The organism is Streptomyces sp. NPDC049915, assembly GCF_040656475.1.
Classification (GTDB): Bacteria; Actinomycetota; Actinomycetes; order Streptomycetales; family Streptomycetaceae; genus Streptomyces.
Genome location: NZ_JBFAMH010000028.1, coordinates 76448 through 92695, shown reverse-complemented (window position 1 = coordinate 92695; position 16248 = coordinate 76448). Strand labels below are relative to the sequence as shown.

The following is a 16248-nucleotide window of genomic DNA, read 5'->3' as shown; positions in this document are numbered from 1 at the left end:
GCAGACTTCCTCCACACCTACAACCACCACCGCTGCCACACCGCACTCGGCGGCCACCCACCGATCACCCGCGTTAACAACGCTTCAGGTCAATAGCTCACAGTGCGATGATCCTGCGCGCCGCCTCCTGCACCGAGGCGCGCAGGCGGGCGCGGTCGGGGCCGTCGGCGCCGACGAGGATGCGGCTCATCTGCGGGACGACGGTGACCCAGTTCGCCAGGGCGATGAGCAGGAACAGCAGGTCCGCGGGCGGGATCGCGTCGCTGATCACGCCGCGTTCCTGACCGTCGCGCATCGCGGCGACCTTGGCGGCGTAGTGGTCCTGGCGCTCGGCCTCGTCGGGCAGCTCGTCGGTGCCGTACTCGATGCCCTCCCAGTAGAGGAGGCGCAGGAGTTCCGGGTGGGCGGCGTGGTAGTCCATGAGGCGGTCCAGCCAGCCCTCGATGTCGTCGGGGTCGACGGGCACCGCGGCGGCGAGGTCGACCATGGAGCGGCCGAGGACCTGGGAGAACAGCTCCGCCTTGTTGCCGAAGTAGGCGTAGATCAGCTGCTTGTTGGCCTTCGCCTCGCTCGCGATGCGGTCGATGCGGGCGCCCGCGATGCCGTGCCGGGCGAACTCGGCGACGGCTGCCTCGAAGATGCGGGCCTTGGTGGCCTCGGGGTCCCTTGCTGCCATGGGCGACAGGGTAGCCGCTCGGGTAACCAACTGTTTGGTTGACAGGGAATCGACCGGACCTCCAGACTGTTCACCCACCATCCAACCAACCAGTTAGTTGTGAGAGCCGGCTCGAAGGAGTCCCTCCCCATGTCCTCGACCCCCATGTCCTCGACCCCCGTGTCCTCGACCCCCGTGCCCTCGGCACCCCTGTCCTCGGCGCCCCACGGCGTCCGCCGCCCCGTGGGGCGCGACGCAGGCCCCTGCACCCCCTCCTCCGCGCTCTTCCTGATCCTCATCGCCGTCTGCACCGCGGTCACGGCCGCCAACATCTACCTCGCCGCGCCGCTGCTCCCGCTGATCGCCCACGACTTCGGCTCCACCCCGCCGGCGATCGCCTGGGTCGCCTCCGTCGCCCAGCTCGGCTACGCCGTCGGCCTGCTGTTCTTCGCCCCGCTCGGCGACACCGCCAACCGGCGCCGGCTGGTCACCACCCTCACCGTCCTCACCGCCCTCGCGCTGGCCGCCGGGGCCGCCGCGCCCGGCATCGGCGCGCTCGCGGGCGCGGTGTTCGTCGCTGCCGCGGCGACCGTCATTCCGCAGCTGCTGGTGCCGCTGGTCGCCGAACGGGCGCCCGCCGACCGCCGCGCTTTCCACGTCGCCGCCGTCATCGCGGGCCTGTTCACGGGCATCGTCGCCGCTCGCGTGGTCGGCGGCCTGGCCGGGCAGGCGTTCGGCTGGCGCTGGGTGTTCGCGGGGTCGGGCGTCCTCACGCTCACGCTGGGCCTGGCGGCCGCGGTCGTCCTGCCGTCGACCCGCAAGGGCGGCGCCGGCTTCCTCGCCGGGATCGCTGCGCTGCCCGCCCTGGTGCGCCGCTCGCCCGACCTGTGGCGGGCGTGCGTGCGGCAGGCGGGGATGTTCGGGGCGTGGAGCGCCCTGTGGACCTCGCTCGCCCTGCTGCTGACCGGTCCGGTCTACGGCCTGTCGACCGCGACGGCCGGGCTGTTCGGCCTCTTCGGGCTCGCGGCCAGCGTGGTCGCGCCGCTGGCCGGTGGCCTGGTCGACCGGTTCGGCGCGGCGAAGGTCGTCCGCACGGCCTATCTGGTCGCCGCGGTCTCGGTGCCGCTGTTCTGGCTCGGCGGCCATGCCATCGCCGCGCTCTTCGCCGCCGCGATCGCGATCCACGCCGCCCTGGTCGCCTCCCACGTCGCCAACCAGACCCTGGCACTGGCCACCACGACCACCCCGGCCGCCGCCAACACCGCCTACGTGGTCAGCGGCTTCGCGGGCGGCGCGCTCGCCTCGGCCCTGGCGGGCCCGGCCTTCGGCCACTTCGGCTGGGGCGGGGTGTGCGTGGTGGCGGCGGCCTGGCTGGCGATCGGCTGGGGCGCCACGGCGGTACGCCGGTGAGTGTCTCGCCGGGGAGCGGGCGGGCGGTGGGCGCGTCGTCGTCGTACGACGGTGACGCGCCCGCCCCCTGGGTAAGCCGTCGGTGTCAGAGCTGGGTGACGTCCAGCTCGCCCGCCGCGTACTTTCTGCGGAGCACCTTCTTGTCGAACTTGCCGACGCTCGTCTTCGGGACCGTCTCGACGATGGTCCAGCGCTCCGGGAGCTGCCACTTGGCGATGTGACCCTCCTCGGCGAGGAAGGCGCGCAGGGACTCGAAGTCGGCGGTCGAGCCCTCCTTGAGGACGACCGTGGCCAGCGGGCGCTCACCCCACTTGTCGTCGGGGACGGCGACGACGGCGGCCTCGGCGACGTCCGGGTGGGACATCAGCGCGTTCTCCAGCTCGACGGAGGAGATCCACTCGCCGCCGGACTTGATGACGTCCTTGGCCCGGTCGGTGAGGGTGAGGAAGCCGTCGGGGGAGATGGTGCCGACGTCACCGGTCTTCAGCCAGCCGTCCTCGCTGAACTTGTCGGCGGGGCGCAGTGCTTCGGCGTCGGGGCCGTTGTAGTACGCGCCGGCGATCCACGGGCCGCGCACCTCCAGCTCGCCCGCCGACTCGCCGTCCCAGGGCAGGCGCTCCCCACCGGGGCCGGTGAGGCGGCCCTCCACGGAGGCGGGGAAGCGGCCCTGGGTGAGGCGGTAGCCGAACTCCTCCTCGGTGCCGACCGCATGGGCCGGCGGGCGGGCCACCGTGCCGAGCGGGGAGGTCTCCGTCATGCCCCAGGCGTGGCAGACCCGCATGCCGAGCTGGTCGAAGGCCTCCATGAGAGAGGGCGGGCAGGCCGAGCCGCCGATGGTGACCTGGTGGAGGGAGGAGACGTCACGCGGCTTGGCGTGCAGCTCGGCGAGCAGGCCCTGCCAGATGGTGGGGACGGCGGCCGCGTGGGTCGGCTTCTCGCTCTCGATCATCTCGGCGAGCGGAGCCGGCTGCAGGAACCGGTCCGGCATCAGCAGGTTGACGCCGGTCATGAAGGTGGCGTGCGGCAGGCCCCAGGCGTTCACATGGAACTGGGGCACCACGACCAGGGAGGTGTCCTGGTCGGTCAGGCCCATCGACTGGGCCATGTTGACCTGCATGGAGTGCAGGTAGATCGAACGGTGGCTGTAGACCACGCCCTTGGGGTCGCCGGTGGTGCCGGAGGTGTAGCACATGGCGGCGGCCTGCCGCTCGTCCAGCTCCGGCCAGTCGTACGCCCTCGGCTTCCCGGCGAGCAGCTCCTCGTACTCGTGGACCTGCGGCGCGGCGTCCGCGAGCAGCGTGCGGTCGCCCGGGCCGGTGACCACGATGTGCTCGACGCTCTTCAGGTGCGGCAGCAGCGGGGCCAGCAGCGGCAGCAGGGAACCGTTGACCACGATGACCTTGTCCGCGGCGTGGCCGACGATCCAGGTCAGCTGCTCGGCAGGCAGACGCAGGTTGAGCGTGTGCAGGACCGCGCCCATCGAGGGGATGGCGAAGTAGGCCTCCACGTGCTCGGCGTTGTTCCACATCAGGGTGGCCACGCGGTCGTCGTCGCGTACGCCCAGGTCCTCGCGCAGGGCATGCGCCAGCTGGGCGGCGCGGGCGCCGATCTCGGCATAGGAGCGGCGCTGCGGTGCCCCCTCACCCGTCCAGGTGGTCACCTGCGAGGTCCCGTGGACCGTCGACCCGTGGGTCAGGATCCTTGAGATCAGCAGCGGTACGTCCTGCATCGTGCTCTGCACGGCGTCCTCCCGGGCGACGTCGCCTACGCGGTGGTAACGGATGCGCTGATTCTGCGCACATACCAAGTGGTATGTCACTAGGCAGCGGTGATCGATCACTGCGCCCTGGGTCACGGAACCGGTGTGAGCGACGACTCGGACCGGCTCAGCGCGCCGGTATCAGCTCCGGGTCCTCGCGCAGCTTGCCCAGCGCGCGCGACACCGCCGACTTCACCGTCCCCACCGACACGCCGAGCACCTCCGCCGTCTGGGCCTCGCTGAGATCTTCGTAGTACCTGAGGACCACCATCGCCCGCTGCCGCGCCGGGAGCTTCATGATCGCCCGCCACATCGCGTCGTGCAGCGCCTGGCGCTCGGCCGGGTCGTCGCCGCCGGGGGCGGGGTCGGGCTCGGGCAGCTCGTCCGTCGCGAACTCGTCGACCTTGCGCTTGCGCCACTGCGAGGTGCGGGTGTTCACCAGCGCCCGGCGCACATAGCCGTCCAGCGCGCGGTGGTCCTCGATGCGCTCCCAGGCGACGTACGTCTTGGTGAGCGCGGTCTGCAGCAGGTCCTCCGCGTCGCTCGGGTTCGCGGTGAGCGAGCGGGCGGTACGCAGCAGCGCCGACTGGCGGGCCCGGACGTACGCCGAGAAGGACGTGTGCGGCGGCGCCCACGTCGCGGCCGTCGAAGCGCTGGTGCAGACGGGTGTGGTCATGACTCCACGCTAGGAGCGCCGACCGTCGTCGCGGATCACCCGCAGGTCCCGAAGCGGAGTCCCCCTCAGGTTGTAGGGGTGGGGTTCGCCCCACCTCCCAGAGGTGGACCCACGGGTGGACGCGCCTGCGGGACGAACCCCGAGGATGCCATGCGTCCACGGCCGGGACCAGCGCCGATGCCGGCCCGACGGTCGCCGCCGTCACCAGGGTCGGCCCGGCGGGCGGTGCGTCCGGGCATGTGCGCCTGCTCGCACGCCCGGGCAGCGGCCCTCGCCGTACCTCCGCACACATGTGGCCTGCTCGCGCGCCGCGCCTGCGGGGAGGCCCCCACACCCCGCACCCGCACCCATGTGGCCCGCGCACACGCCTGCATGGCGGTGCCGGAGCCCCGCCGCGCTGACCTTGTGAACCCCCCACAGAGCACACCTCGAACCCGACGACAGGGCCCCTTCCCATCTTCGAACATACGTACGAAAATGAATCCATGGCCCCCACCGACCGGCAGGCCAGGACGCTGGCCCTCGCCCACGCACTGTCAGCCGCCGAACGCGGTCTGGCCGTCATCCCCCTGTCCCGGACGAAACTCCCGGCCCTGCGCTCCCCCCACCGCGACAACCCCGCAGGCACCCCGCCCTGCCACGGCGAGTGCGGCCGCTTCGGCCACGGCGTGTACGACGCCTCCACCGACCCCGCACGCATCCGCGCACTGTTCGCCGCCGCGCCCAGGGCCACGGGTTACGGCATCGCCTGCGGACTGCCCCCGCACCACCTGGTCGGCATCGACCTCGACACCAAGACCGGCACGGACTCCGCCACCGCCCTGCGCGAGCTGGCCCTGCGCCATCTGTTCACGATCCCGCCCACGGTCGTCGTCCTGACCCCCTCCGGCGGCCGCCACCTCTGGCTCACCGGCCCCCCGGACATCGCCGTCCCCAACTCCGCGAGCCGCCTCGCCCCCGGCATCGACATCCGCGGCGCCGGCGGCTACCTGGTCGGCCCCGGCTCCCGCACCGAGCACGGCGAGTACACCGTCGCCCCCGGCAGCGCCCACCTGACGCCGGCACCCTGCCCGCCCTCGCTGCTGCGTCTGCTGCTGCCGCCCCCGCGCGAGGACCACCCGCCTCATCGGCCGGCGCACCCACACGGCCAGGGCCTGGTCCACTTCGTCCTCGCGGCACACGAGGGCCAGCGCAACACCCGCCTGTTCTGGGCCGCCTGCCGCGCCTACGAGAACGGCTTCGGCCAGGCCCTGCTGGCCCCCCTGCTCGACGCGGCCCTGAACACGGGCCTGACAGAACACGAGGCGCGAGCGACGATCGCGTCGGCGGCACGGCTGACAGGACATCGGCCGTGAACCCTTGTGCAGCCGGTGAGCAGGCTCACGCCCGGTCGGTGACGCGCGAGTAGGTGAGAAACAGCGCTCCGCTCTTCAGGACGGTGTGGTCCGACAGTTCCCAGCGACGCGGGTCGAACGTGGCCTTCCCGGAGAACAGCGGTATCCCGGCGCTGATGGTCAGCGGTGCCACCTTCAGGATCAGCTGATCGATCTCCGAGTACAGGGCATCGGCCAGTTCCCCGCCGCCGATCAGCCAGAGGTCCTTGCCGTCCTCCTGCTTCAGCTCCCGCACCTTCGCCACCGGATCGCCGGCCACCACTTCGACGGCGGGGTCCGGGCTCTCGGAGAGGGTGCGCGAGAAGACGAGATGACGCAGATGAGGGAAGGCATCGGTGATCCCGGCCGCGAGGCCGATCTCGTAGGACCGCCGTCCTTCCAGGACGGTGTCGAAGCGCGTCCCTTCGGCCGTGACGGACAGCGCCGCCCGGGCCGGAGCGGGCAGAGTCTCCGGGTACTCCGTCACGAGATGCTGGAGGTAGTCGTCGGCAATCGGCCAGAAGCCGTTCGGGCCGGAGGGATCGGCGCCGTCCGGCCCGGCGATGAAGCCGTCGAGCGTGGTGGCGATGTAGTAGACGAGCCTGCGCACGGATGGCCTTTCGTCGATCGGCTGCGATGTGCGGCTCGAAGCGACCGCCTTCGTGCACAGTTCGCGGCCCCCCGATCGCACGGCGATCATCGCACGGCCCTGTGACATCACACAGGGGACCGGCGCAGCGCAACGGCCCCTGGCCGTTCAACCGGTCAGGGGCCGTTGTCAGTGCTGCTCGCGCGGAGGCGGTGGGATTTGAACCCACGGTGACATCGCTGCCACGACGGTTCTCAAGACCGTTCCGCTCGGCCGCTCGGCAGTCGGCCTCGGCACGCTCTTACCTGGGGCGGAGCGGCTGAGGCATGTGGGAAGCATCGCGTGCGGTGCAGCCATGGTCCACACGGGGTCCATTGGCCACTCTGCTGCGCCGACTTGCGGGACAGGCCTGCTGCCCTCCGCCTCGTTCATCGTCGGCACCCTGCCGGTGCCCAAGTACGCGAACGCCGAGAAGACGCAGTTCGCCGTGGACCGGGAGACCGGTGCCAAGCTCTGCACCATCACCCTCTTCTTCATGGAGGAGGACCGCGCCGAGGCCATGAAGATCACCGTTCCGGAGACCGGTCTCCCCGACGGCCTCAAGCCCGGTGTTCCGGTGATGCCGGTGGAGCTGTTCGCCACGCCGTGGGCGCGGATCTTCAACGGCCAGCTTTCGGACGGCATCGCCTACCGCACCGAGCGCCTCTACCTGCTCACCCCCGTCCCGGCCGCTGACGCCGCATGAGCGTCACCGACTCCTCCCGCACCGCCGCGACGACACGCTTCGGCACGTCGCGGCAGTGCGGAGAGCTGGGCAATCCGGAAACGAGGGGAGGAAGCGACGTGACCCTGAGTGACGTAAGTGAGGTGATGGGCTAGGCCCCGGTTCTGGTCGGGGCGGGCCTGGCCTCTCTCGCCGTGTGGACGGTGGTGTAGGTGGTCCGCTACCTGCTGGCTGACTCGATGATGCGGGCCAGCATCCGCCAGGCCGTACGGGTGCGCCGGGCGCGGAAGCGGTTCGCTCCCATGGCTGGGCTGTCCGTGACGGACAGGACGCCGACCCGCTGGCGTCGCTGTCGAGCACGGGCGGCAAGCCACCCAAACCCCGGGTCCTCACGCCCACGCTGAAGGTGAAGCCTGACCCGTTCGGCGTCGTCGTGCGGGCCAGCTGCCTGCCGAAGGTGAGCCTGGAGGAGTTTCAGAAGGCCGCGCCGTACATCGCCGACGAGTGGCGGTGCACGCGAGTCTCCGTCTCCCCGGACAAGCCAGGTCACGTCCTCATTCGTGGTGTGCGAGTGGACCCGCTGATCACCAAGACCTCCCACACGCCGACCGGGTGAGGCGGCCGGCCTCCGCGAGGACGACTTCACCCTTCCCGAAGAGGGCTGGGGGGAAGTGCTCCTGTCCACGAGCATGCCCCGCGTCGGCTCCGGCTGGACCGACACGGGCGAGTCGTTCGACACGCGCGGCCTGAAGAAGCGGGCCCGCAAGGCGACCCGTCCTGTACCGATTCCCCCCGTCCTCGTGCGCCTGATCCGAGAGCACATCAAGGAGTTCGGTACCGCCGAAGACGGCCGGCTGTTCCGCGCGGCCCAGGGGGCGGCCACTGGTTGTCCAAGGAGTACGGGGAGGTATGGAAAGCGGCTCGACTCGCCGTGCTGACCGAAGCCGAAGCGGCCTCACCCCTGGCTGACGTGCCGTACTCCCTGCGGCACGTGGGTGTCTCGCTCTGGCTTGAGTCCGGCGTCTCCCCGGCCGAGGTGGCCCGCCGAGCAGGTCACAGCATCGCAGTCCTGTTCCGCTTCAACGCGAAGGCCATTCACCGCACCCAGCAGCGCGCGAACGGGCAGATTCAGCGGGCCCTTGAAGCTGCTGAGGAGTAGCAAGCTGCCCTGTGACTACCTAGGCGTCACCCCACCTGCCAAGGGGGTGACGCCTCCGTCTTTCCCTCGGTGTCTCCGGCTGGGATACCACCAAATACCGGCCAACCAGGAACCCCCGCATCCGCCTCTCCATCCTCCTGGCGGGTTCTCGAATTCCGCCCGCTGCCGTATCTGGCATCACCAACCAAACCGCTGGGATCCAGCCAAAGCCTGAAATTTCATTGCTTTTGCCTCAGCTACCAGCGGGTAACCTCAGCGGGTCCCGGAGCCGCATCGACCGCAACACTGGCGGCCGGGAACCATTCATAGGGGGAAGGAACTCCACTCGTGCGCAAGAAGCTCGGCCGTACGATCACCGGCGCAGCAGTGCTCGCCCTTACCGCCACCTGCGCCATCGCAGGAACAGCGAACGCCTCCACAGTCACCCCCGGCGCCACCGGGGTCATCACCGATCCGGCGAACGCCTCTACGGATGTTGCCGACAACGCCCTTCAGACGTTGCCGACGTCCCCTCGACAGAGGTTGCCGCCGTCGACTCCCCGGTCGTTCCCGAGGCAGTCTGGGCCGCACGTGGTTGGGTCGCCCCTTCAGCCGACCCGCACCTTCCTGACTCGAACGGGAACATCCCCGCCAACCAGGAGGATGTGCCGCAGCCGCTCATCGACGAGCACGTCTACGGTCCTGACGCCGGTGCGCCGTCCCCGTCGGCATAGACGGCTGCGGCAGCCGCAGTGGTTGACGGCCATGGGACGGCCGGCTGGGCGTACAACAACCTGGACACCAAGTGGGAGTACAGCACCGACTGCGCGAACTTCGTCTCGAAGGCTCTGTACTACGGGGGCGGGATGCAGATGCGCCCCGGCGGGCGCAAAGCCGATAACGCCTGGTGGCAGGGCAAGTACGGATTCGGTAAGAGCTGGGCTTGGACGAGCGCGGACTACCTCCGGCGACACGTGACGAAGTGGCGCCACAGCGCGGTCATCCCGCAGGAGTACAACGCGAAGGTCGGAGATCTCGTCTTCTTCAAGTGGAAGAAGGAGCCCATCTACAACCACGTAGCCATCGTGTCGGCCATGGTGCAGGGGCACGCGAGGATCGTGTAGCACGGCCTGAAGAACGAGACCACTCTTGCCGAGGTGATCCAACGGTACAGGCGTACCTCCAACCCGATCGAGAAGGTCACGATCGTCAGGCCCAAGGACCGCAACTAACAAGGACGTGGGATGCCCAGGTTGAAGCGGAGCCAGGCAACGGCCGGATGGGTTGCAGCAGCAGCGCTACTTACCTCCGGATGTGCCGTGTTCGGCAACAGCTCAGCTGACGCCGGCAGACCGGACACGTCCTACGAGCAGGCTTACGCCGACCATGAGCCGTTGCACGTGGTCGGCTACCCCTCTACGGACTCCTTGCTGGCAGTGCAAAAGCTGGTCTGGGACATCGCCGACGGCAAGACGGAAGACCTTCGTTCCCTGGCGACCAGTGACAGCAGCAAGACGGAGGCCCGAAAGACCGCCGAGAACTGGGTCAAGGGCTTCGGCGCCGGCGCCCGTGGAAAAGTGACAGGTGATTTCTATGATGGTGGTTCAGAACGCCAGGTCGTAGTCCTGTACTTCCACGACACGCATCAGGTCAAAGACTTCACCGTTCGACTCGATGGCGACGCGGGCAAGGAGGACTGGCGGATCCTCATGAAGTCGACCGACTTCAAGGATGCCACCCACGCTCCCAGCTGGGTGCCCAAGGAGCCGGGAGCAACCAGCTCCCAGATGAAGAACAACAGCTGATCGCGTGAGCGATAAGCCCCCCGTCCTCCGGAACGAGTCGGAAGGCGGGGGGCTTGTCATCTTCCATGTCATGGCGCCCTCCGCCCGCTGGCCCGCGACAACGCCAATCCGCCGACCTCAGCTGACCTGCTGTTTGTCACCCAATGCTGGTCCACGCCTGGTCCACACGCAGTGATCCACAACGCGACAGGACCGGATCAAGGTGAGACAGGCCCCACGCGGAAGGGGCGCCCCTCATCGAGGGACACCCCTTCTGACCGGCACGTCTCTGACCTGCGGAGGCGGTGGGATTTGAACCCACGGTGACATCGCTGCCACGACGGTTGTCAAGATTGCTCACGTGATTTCGGTCCAAGGGCCCGTGGTCTCGGCTTTCGGAATCCAGAGCAGTGGTTGCCCCGTGCGGCAGCGCTCGTCCGCTCCCTCTTCCCAAGGGAACCGCCCGGCCTTGTCCGGCCAGAAAAGCTGCGTGATTGGCAGTGGCGGGTCTGGTAGAAGTCGATGCCTGCGCCGAAGAAGACGTGATACCAGCTGGGATGCACCGGCCGGACGGCCACGTCGTAGCCGTTGAGGACGTCTCCCCGGTGCTGGCCGGGCTCCAGAGGGTTGCCATCCCGTATCGCTGCCCCAGCAGCGTTCGCCACGCGCATCGCGGTCTGCGATGGCAGGCCGAACACGCTTACCTCGGGACTACGCAGTGTGTGCCAGAGACCGATGGAGTAGCCCCAGTCGCCGGGGGCATCACCGCCGGCCACGCCCATGACGTGCCAGCCGAACTCCGCAACGCTCTTCGCTATGCGGCTGTCGCGTTCCTTCGACACGGGGCCGCCCCATTCCGTCGGGGCGCAGAGGAGGCAGAAGCAAGGGGCGTCGTCCATCCGAGGAGAGTAGGCCTGCTCGCACACGGGGCCGTCTCCCGGGGTAGGCGTACAGCAGCGAAGTACCGCAACCTCAGCAGCCGCCCCCGACCGGTACCGTCCCTCCGGGGCCGTGGAGCGACCGGAATGACTGTCGCTGACCGATCCACATAGAGCTACGGATCAGAAGGCTGCAGGTTCGAATCCGCCGAGTGCACACAGAACAGAGGCCCCGGAGAAATCCGGGGCCTCTGGCGTTTCCGGACGTATGCGGCCCGCCCATCGCGCCCCGACCGTGTGCAGTGATCCGGCTCACCCCGTGTCACAGCCGCGCAGGGCCCGGTGTCTTGGGGGTGAACGGTCACCACCACAGACCAGGAGGGCTCATGTCCGAGACCATCGACGTCGTCGTCATCGGTGGCGGGTACGCCGGTGTCATGGCCGCCAACCGGCTCACGCAGCGCGGCGACGTGTCCGTCATCCTGATCAACCCGCGTCCCTCCTTCGTCGAGCGGATCCGGCTGCACCAGCTGGTGGGCGGCAGCCACAGCGCCGTCGTCGACTACCGCAAGGTGCTGGCCGAGCGTGTGCGGCTGGTCGTCGGCAGTGTGGAGCGGATCGACACCGGCGGGCGCCGGGTCGCGCTGGCCGGCGGCGACGCTCTGCGTTACGACTACCTGGTCTACGCCGTCGGCAGCGGCAGCGCCGATCCCCAGGTGCCTGGGGCCGCCGAGTTCGCCCGCCCGATCGCCTGCCTGGAGGACGCCGAGCGGCTGCGGCCGCTGCTCGACACCGCTCCGGCGAAGGCCGCGGTGACCGTCGTCGGGGCCGGGCCGTCCGGTATCGAGACCGCCGCCGAGCTGGCGGAACAGGGGCGGGCCGTGACCCTGGTGTGCGGCGGGGCGCTCGGGCCGTCGCTGCACGCGCGAGGACGGCGCGACGTCGCCCGGCGGCTGGCCCGGCTCGGCGTGCGGGTGCTCGACGGGCCCGGCACACAGGTGACGGAGGTGACCCGCGACGCCGTCACCCTCCAGAACGGCCGTGTGGTGCCCAGCGACGTCACCGTGTGGACCGCCGGGTTCGGCGTGCCGGACCTCGCCGCGCGCAGCGGGCTGCGGACCGACGCCCTGGGCCGGCTGCTCACCGACGAGACGCTGACGAGCGTGGACGACGCACGGGTCGTGGCGGCCGGGGACGCGGCGGCGCCCTCCGGTCTGCCGTACCGGATGGGCTGCCAGTCGGCGGTGCAGCTCGGCCCGCAGGCCGCCGAGACCGTGCTCAGCCGGATCGCGGGCACCGCGCCCAGGCCCGTCCAGGTCGGCTTCGCCGGCGTGTGCCTGAGCCTCGGGCGTCGCGCGGGTGTCTTCCAGTTCGCGCACCGCAACGACGTCGCCGTCCCGTTCCACCTGGCCGGCCGTCCGGGCGCGAAGCTCAAGGAGGTCATCTGCCGCAGCACCGTCTGGCAGCTGGGCTACGAGGCGCGCCGCCCCGGCGTGCGCACCTGGTGGGCGAAGGACGCCAAGCGCCGGCAGCTGCTGCAGTCCCGGCGCGTCGAGGTGCCCGCGACCGCCGGACCGGCAGCCTAGACAGTCGGGACCGACCGCGGGCAGCCGCGACGGAGAGGGGAACGACAGGTGAGCGACCACGCCACCCATCCGGCGACCGAGAGTTTCGTCGCCCACCGCGACCCTGCTGTTCACGGTCGCCTACGAGATGCTCGGCTCGGCCGCCGACGCCGAGGACGTCCTGCAGGAGACCTGGCTGCGCTGGGACAAGGTGGACCTGACGCAGGTCCGCGACCAGCGCGCCTACCTGGTCCGGATCACCACCCGGCAGGCGCTCAACCGGCTGCGCACGATGAAGCGCCGCAAGGAGGCGTACGTCGGTCCCTGGCTGCCCGAGCCGGTGCTCACCGCACCGGACGTGGCCGAGGACGTGGAGCTGGCCGAGAGCCTGTCGATGGCGCTGATGCTCGTACTGGAGACGCTGTCGCCGACCGAGCGGGCCGTCTTCGTGCTGCGCGAGGTGTTCGACCTCGGTTACGACGAGATCGCCGCCGCCGTCGGCAAGAGCCCCGCGGCCGTGCGCCAGATCGCGCACCGCGCCCGCCGGCACGTCGACGCCCGCCGGCCGCGCGAGGAGGTCTCCACGAGCGCGACCCGCACGGCGCTGGAGTCGTTCCAGCGGGCCGTGGAGACCGGCGACCTGCAGGGGCTGCTCGACGTGCTCGCCCCCGAGGTCGTCCTGCTCAGCGACGGCGGCGGCATCAAGCAGGCCGCGCGGCGACCGGTCCTCGGCGCGGACAAGGTGGCCCGCTTCGCCGTCGGCGCCATGCGCAAGACCGGGGCCGAGATCAGCGCCGAACTCACCCAGGTCAACGGCAGCCCGGCGTTTCTGCTGCGCGTCGACGGCCAGCTCGACGGCGTCATGGCCGTGCGGGTCGGGGACGGCCGTATCACCGGCCTCTACTACGTCCGCAACCCGCACAAGCTGTCGCGCGTCGGGGGCGAGACCGCGTTCACCCGGTGAGCGGCCTGCTCACGACCGACTCGAGCTCCATCGTGCGGTTGACCAGGGCGCTCGCGGTGTCGGCGAGGCTCACCCGGCGGCGGGCGGCATGGTCGCCGAGGTGACGGCCGGCCTCCGCGACCGACATGCCGGCGTAGGCGGCGAGCATGCCCTTGGCGATCTCCAGGGTGGCCTTGGCGCCGAGGGCGCTCTGCACGCGGGTGATGACGTCGTCGCCGCGGGCCGGTTCCATGGACCAGTGCATCAGGGACAGCGCGGCGGAGTCGGCCAGCGCCTGTGCCAGGTGCGCGTCGCCGTCGGGCAGGGCGCCGACACAGTGGCCGAGCAGGGTGAGCGCGCCCAGCTGCCGCTCGTGCAGCCGCACCGGCACCGTGTGCAGGGACCAGTACCCGGCGTCGATCATCGCGTCCACGAGCTGCGGCCAGCGCTCGTACTCCGTGCTGATGTCGGGGATGTCCCGCGACCTGCCGGTACGGAAGCACTCCATGCAGGGGCCGCGGCCGGTCTGCATCTGGAGCACCTCGATGAACGCCGCCTCCTCTTCCGTGGCGGCCATCGTGGTCATGGTGCCCCGGGCGTCGGCCATCATCACCGCAGCCGCGGACACGTCGAGCAGCCCCTGACAGGTGTGCACCAGGCGGTCGAAGAGTCGTAGGGGGTCGAATTCCTCCGCATAGGTGTCCGCCAGGTCGACGAACGCCTGCGCCAGCTCTCGCTCGCGGTTCATGCTCGCCTCCCGGGCGGGTTCGGTCCTGTTGTGCGATGGGTCATGTCGTTCTGTGGGTCAGTCGTTCCGGATGTCCATGGTGCGGGCGATGATCGCCCGTGCGATCTCGGTCGTGGTGCGGCCCTGCGCGAAGGCCCGGGCGCGCAGGAGAAGTACGGCCTCGTCCGCCCCGACGCCCAGCTGGACCATGATCATCCCGGTGGCCTGGTGCACCTCCTCCCGGTCTGCTTGTGCCCCCTCCAGCCACGTTACGACTCCGTTGGTCTCCGCAGAAGCCCGGTCGAGCGCAATCACGGCCAAGGTGACCGCGTCGGCGACCAGCAGCGCCCAGCTCGCCTGGTCCTCGCTCAACGAGCCCGTCACCCGCCGGTACAGATCCAGCGTGCCGAGAGGGGTGTCGGCGACCGTCAGCGGCAGCGAGAAGGCGGCCTGCGCGCCCGCCTTGGCGGCCTGGTCGCTGAACAACGGCCACCGGCGGGCGTCGGGCGCCCGGGTCAGATCCGTCGCGAACACCGGGGCGCGCAGCCGGACGGCCTCCGTACAGGGCCCCTCGCCCAGCGTGTACTGGATCTCGGCGATCCGGGTGGCGACGGCGTCGCTCGCGCACAGCACGACTCCGGTGTCCGTGTCACGTCCGCAGACGGACACCGACACGCCCGAGACCCACGGCAGCAGCGTCATGCAGGCCCGGCACAGCGCGTCGGGGACCTCGGCGGGGGGCAGGCCGCGGACGCCGACGATGAGTTCCCGGGCGACGCGGGCGCGCCGGGCGTCGGTCTGCCGTTCGTAGTCGTCGTCCTCGAACGCGCCGTCACCGGCCACCGCCACCGCCCTCACCTCCCCGCGCCCTTGCCGGCCACTGGTTCCACCGATCTTGCCTCACGGACCGCGATTGTGTGGTGGAAGCGACCGGCACGGCATCGGATGGCGGTCCACTCCGCCCGAGTCTCCTGTGGCGCGGCCCGGAAAACCCGGCGGCCCGTGGTCGCGGCGGGCGTTGTCAGTGGCTCCCCCTACGCTCGGCAGTGATGGCACAGGTGTGGCGATGTGTGGGGATGCGCTGGGCGGACGGCAGCCCGCAGCTGGTGTGGGACGGGGGGCGGCGCAGTGCGCTGACCTGGGGGAAGACGGTGGCCTTCGGCGTGGAGGAAGGGGGTGGGCGGACCTGTGTGGGGGCGCGGGGGAATCCGTGTCCGGGGCGGACACAGGTTCCGGCGCGCGGTACGGGCGCGCGGTGCGAGGAGTGCGCGCGGCTGGAGCGGGCGCACTCCGTGGCCGCGGACACGATGGCCGACGACCCGCGGCCGTACCACGTGTATCTGGCCTGGTTCGGGCCCGGCCTGGTGAAGGTCGGGATCACCGCCGTCGAGCGCGGAGCCGCCCGGCTGCTGGAGCAGGGGGCCGTCTGCTTCAGCCGGCTCGGGACCGGACCGCTGATGGCGGCGCGGCGGACCGAGGAGCTGCTGCGGTCCGCGCTGGGTGTCCCGGACCGGATCGCGTACGCCGAGAAGCGGGCCGTTCGGGCGTGGCTGCCGCGTGACGCGGGCGAGCGGGCCGCCGAGGTCGTGGCCCTGCACGCGCGGGCCGTGGCGCTCGGCGGGTGGCCGGAGTCGCTGGCGCGCGAGCCGTGCCGGGTCGCCGATCACGCGGAGGCGTTCGGGCTGTCCCGGCTGTCCGCGCCCGTCGGGGAGGTGCGCGGGCTGGTCGCGGGAGGCGTGGTGCGGGGAGAGCTGGTCGGGGCGGCCGGGCCGGACCTGCATCTGCGCACGCCGCGCGGCGAGGTCGTCCTCGACACGCGGCTGCTGCCGGGGTGGGGGCTCGTCCCGGCGGCGCAGCGCGAACTGTCGGTGCCGGTCGTGCCGTTGAGGCGGGAGGCGCCAGCCCAGGACGGGTTGTTCTGACGGTGGGGCGAGGGGCCGGCCGACCGTGGGTCAAAGGGTCTGCCTGATCGTGGGCCAAGGGTCTGTCTTCCCCTGGGGCAAGGCCTGTTCGACCGTTGGGCAAAA

At 70.8% G+C, this 16248-nt stretch carries 16 protein-coding genes, 1 tRNA gene and 1 pseudogene; 10 read left to right on the top strand and 8 right to left on the bottom strand.

Annotated elements, in window-relative coordinates; all coding sequences use genetic code 11:
• Positions 1–97 precede the first annotated feature (97 nt).
• On the bottom strand, positions 98–676 hold the full coding sequence (locus AB0J12_RS33155) for a TetR family transcriptional regulator (RefSeq protein WP_363268306.1): 579 nt from the start codon (positions 674–676) through the stop codon (positions 98–100).
• Between the two features lie 129 nt (positions 677–805).
• On the opposite strand from AB0J12_RS33155, the gene AB0J12_RS33150 reads away from it, so the two are divergent.
• Positions 806–2065: an MFS transporter gene (locus AB0J12_RS33150; RefSeq protein ID WP_363268305.1), complete on the top strand. Its 1260-nt coding sequence runs from the start codon at positions 806–808 to the stop codon at positions 2063–2065.
• 85 nt (positions 2066–2150) lie between these two features.
• On the opposite strand, the gene AB0J12_RS33145 is transcribed toward AB0J12_RS33150, so the two are convergent.
• On the bottom strand, positions 2151–3806 hold the full coding sequence (locus tag AB0J12_RS33145) for a long-chain fatty acid--CoA ligase (protein ID WP_363268304.1): 1656 nt from the start codon (positions 3804–3806) through the stop codon (positions 2151–2153).
• A 145-nt stretch (positions 3807–3951) separates the two neighbouring features.
• Positions 3952–4500, bottom strand: coding sequence for a SigE family RNA polymerase sigma factor (locus tag AB0J12_RS33140; RefSeq protein ID WP_363268303.1), 549 nt, complete (start codon positions 4498–4500; stop codon positions 3952–3954).
• 485 nt (positions 4501–4985) lie between these two features.
• Between AB0J12_RS33140 and AB0J12_RS33135 the strand changes: the two genes are divergently transcribed.
• Entirely contained in the window at positions 4986–5855 is an 870-nt protein-coding gene (locus AB0J12_RS33135) for a bifunctional DNA primase/polymerase (protein WP_363268302.1), read from the top strand.
• Between the two features lie 25 nt (positions 5856–5880).
• Here AB0J12_RS33135 and AB0J12_RS33130 read toward each other — a convergent pair whose 3' ends face one another.
• Positions 5881–6483, bottom strand: a complete 603-nt coding sequence (locus tag AB0J12_RS33130; protein ID WP_363268301.1) for a dihydrofolate reductase family protein — start codon at positions 6481–6483, stop codon at positions 5881–5883.
• A gap of 183 nt (positions 6484–6666) precedes the next feature.
• Positions 6667–6754: transfer RNA gene (locus AB0J12_RS33125), tRNA-Ser, on the bottom strand.
• Positions 6755–6817: 63 nt separating this feature from the next.
• Between AB0J12_RS33125 and AB0J12_RS33120 the strand changes: the two genes are divergently transcribed.
• From AB0J12_RS33120 to AB0J12_RS33100, 5 genes are all read left to right on the top strand, one after another.
• Entirely contained in the window at positions 6818–7207 is a 390-nt protein-coding gene (locus AB0J12_RS33120; protein ID WP_363268300.1) for a hypothetical protein, read from the top strand.
• Between the two features lie 385 nt (positions 7208–7592).
• Entirely contained in the window at positions 7593–7802 is a 210-nt protein-coding gene (locus AB0J12_RS33115; RefSeq protein WP_363268299.1) for a hypothetical protein, read from the top strand.
• Positions 7803–8072: 270 nt separating this feature from the next.
• Positions 8073–8345 (top strand): hypothetical protein, encoded by a 273-nt coding sequence (locus tag AB0J12_RS33110; protein ID WP_363268298.1) that lies wholly within the window; start codon positions 8073–8075, stop codon positions 8343–8345.
• A gap of 731 nt (positions 8346–9076) precedes the next feature.
• Positions 9077–9448 carry an amidase domain-containing protein gene (locus AB0J12_RS33105; protein WP_363268297.1) on the top strand — a complete coding sequence of 124 codons (372 nt, stop codon included), beginning with the start codon at positions 9077–9079 and terminating at the stop codon, positions 9446–9448.
• A 195-nt stretch (positions 9449–9643) separates the two neighbouring features.
• Positions 9644–10129, top strand: a complete 486-nt coding sequence (locus AB0J12_RS33100; protein ID WP_363268296.1) for a hypothetical protein — start codon at positions 9644–9646, stop codon at positions 10127–10129.
• A gap of 326 nt (positions 10130–10455) precedes the next feature.
• Here the strand turns inward: AB0J12_RS33100 and AB0J12_RS33095 are convergent, their stop codons facing one another.
• Positions 10456–11007, bottom strand: coding sequence for a DUF4262 domain-containing protein (locus tag AB0J12_RS33095; protein WP_363268295.1), 552 nt, complete (start codon positions 11005–11007; stop codon positions 10456–10458).
• Between the two features lie 365 nt (positions 11008–11372).
• Here AB0J12_RS33095 and AB0J12_RS33090 point away from each other — a divergent pair, with 365 nt between their 5' ends.
• Together AB0J12_RS33090 and AB0J12_RS33085 are read left to right on the top strand one after the other, a co-directional pair.
• On the top strand, positions 11373–12572 hold the full coding sequence (locus tag AB0J12_RS33090; RefSeq protein WP_363268293.1) for an FAD-dependent oxidoreductase: 1200 nt from the start codon (positions 11373–11375) through the stop codon (positions 12570–12572).
• 48 nt (positions 12573–12620) lie between these two features.
• A pseudogene (locus AB0J12_RS33085) lies at positions 12621–13515 on the top strand (RNA polymerase sigma-70 factor).
• On the opposite strand, the gene AB0J12_RS33080 reads toward AB0J12_RS33085, so the two are convergent.
• Positions 13505–14242 (bottom strand): GAF and ANTAR domain-containing protein, encoded by a 738-nt coding sequence (locus tag AB0J12_RS33080; protein ID WP_363268292.1) that lies wholly within the window; start codon positions 14240–14242, stop codon positions 13505–13507. The pseudogene AB0J12_RS33085 and the gene AB0J12_RS33080 sit on opposite strands and share 11 nt — an antisense overlap.
• 57 nt (positions 14243–14299) lie before the next feature.
• On the bottom strand, positions 14300–15070 hold the full coding sequence (locus AB0J12_RS33075; protein WP_363268291.1) for a GAF and ANTAR domain-containing protein: 771 nt from the start codon (positions 15068–15070) through the stop codon (positions 14300–14302).
• Between the two features lie 200 nt (positions 15071–15270).
• Between AB0J12_RS33075 and AB0J12_RS33070 the strand changes: the two genes are divergently transcribed.
• The gene (locus AB0J12_RS33070; protein WP_363268289.1) at positions 15271–16143 is read left to right on the top strand and encodes a DUF2797 domain-containing protein; all 873 of its coding nucleotides are present in this window, start codon (positions 15271–15273) and stop codon (positions 16141–16143) included.
• Positions 16144–16248 lie beyond the last annotated feature (105 nt).